This window comes from Mesorhizobium sp. Arg314 (assembly GCF_053714275.1).
On the sequence record NZ_JBSKBP010000068.1, the window covers coordinates 1 to 1,629 of the forward strand.

Annotated in this window: 3 protein-coding genes; all 3 read left to right on the forward strand. The window is 61.8% G+C overall.

All coding sequences use genetic code 11. The annotated features are described in order from the left end of the window. A partial coding sequence (locus ACWGS9_RS31970; protein WP_454508980.1) for an XRE family transcriptional regulator occupies positions 1 to 712 on the forward strand: 712 nt, incomplete at its 5' end. Between the two features lie 111 nt (positions 713 to 823). Continuing rightward, the gene (locus ACWGS9_RS31975) at positions 824 to 1,321 is read left to right on the forward strand and encodes an RES family NAD+ phosphorylase (RefSeq protein WP_454508996.1); all 498 of its coding nucleotides are present in this window, start codon (positions 824 to 826) and stop codon (positions 1,319 to 1,321) included. Between the two features lie 97 nt (positions 1,322 to 1,418). After that, positions 1,419 to 1,628, forward strand: coding sequence for a hypothetical protein (locus tag ACWGS9_RS31980; protein ID WP_454508997.1), 210 nt, complete (start codon positions 1,419 to 1,421; stop codon positions 1,626 to 1,628). The last annotated feature ends 1 nt before the right edge of the window (position 1,629 follow it).

The window sequence follows — 1,629 nt, forward strand, 5'->3', positions numbered from 1 at the left end:
GAGCGGGCACGGCCCCAAGCGGTCGCCGCGGCAATCCTCGCAGGCGATGCTCACGACTGCATTCATGACCAATGGAGGCGCGGCGTTGCCTAAGGGTGTCGCGGGGGTCACTTTCCGCGCGCCGCGCAACATTGTCGAGGTGATTTCGGCAAAGCCGGCCAAGGTGAAGGCACTACTGGCTGGCTATGGCAAGGCGATGGCCGAAAGCCAAGCGGCGGGTCGAGCGGTAAGTTTCCGAGTCAAGGTGGATCCAACGGGCGACACCACCGTCATTCCGATAGAAGAGCCGGGAACTGATGCCGCTGACGATTTGGCGGACGCGCTCGATGAGGCACGTGAGCGCGGCAAGGTGCACGCCGCAACGATCCTCGCTCGAGAGGACATGCTGAGTGCGGATAAATTCGCCATGCTGCTGGGCACCAGTCGCATGACCGTCAACACCAAACGCCAAAATCACCAGGTGTTGGGTCTCGATGGAGCCAAACGCGGCTTTCGCTTTCCAGCTTGGCAAGTCGGCGAAGATGGAAAGCCGTTTGCAGCCCTTCCGCGTCTCTTCGAGCGTCTCGGCGGTGGCCCCTGGTCGGTATATCGTTTTCTCGTCCAGGCCCACCCAGAGCTCGACGGCATGACGGGTCGCGAGGCGTTGCGGCGCGGCAAAGCCGATGAGGCGCTCGCAGTTGCCGACAGCATTGCTGACGGCACCTTTGCCTGAGTGCCTGGGCGAGATCCTCCATCGGAATTCACGACTGTCGCGCTGGATAGCGCGACAATCGCCGCTGGTGAGCGGTTCGGGCGCATCTTTCTTACGCGTTTCAAGAATCCGCTGGGATTCGGCAAGGGCCCTAGCCGGTTCAGTGATCCTCGCCGCCGTATGAGTGCCAATCGCTTCGGCGTTCTCTATCTTGGCAGCAGCTCGAAGGTCTGTTTTGTCGAGGCGGTCCTGCGTGATCAGGGCGATGGCCGGGTAGGCAATCTGCTCCTCGACGAACGGGACCTTACCGAGCGCAGCTATGCTTTGGTCGAGGTTATCGTGGCGTTGTCGCTCGTCGACTTGCGGGGGGACGGCCCCTTGCGAATGGGCATTCCCAGCGATGTTGCACGGGGTTCGAAGCAGAGCCTGTCGCGTCGATGGTCAATAGCGATTCACGATCACCCGGCGCAGCTAGATGGGATCATTTACCCGTCGCGGCTGAACGGTGAAACAAATCTGGCGATCTACGATCGGGCAGTTCCGAAGCTGCGCACGGTCAGGCACGGACCCCTTCTCAAGGAACCCGGGCTTGCGGCGGTGCTGCGCGACTTGAAGGTCGGGCTGCAATAATACTAGCTGCCGGAACAGGCGCTTGAGAGTGGAGGTGGAGGCCGATTCCTTCGCGTCTAAGCTTTTGATGCCACCAGCTCGGTTTGGGCGCGCGGGCGTGGCTGGCGATCCGCTGACCCTTACGGAAGATCTCGACGATGTTGTCGGCGATGCGTACATCGACGAGCTCGCGGATCGGCGCCGGGAAGAGCAGCAGCTCAAGGCCTTCGTCATCCATCCCCTCGGGCAGCCGCCAGCTCAGCCGAAGCGTCCAGCACCCCGAAAAGGTGCTCACGATCGTCTGAGATCGCTGCTCACGATCACCTGAA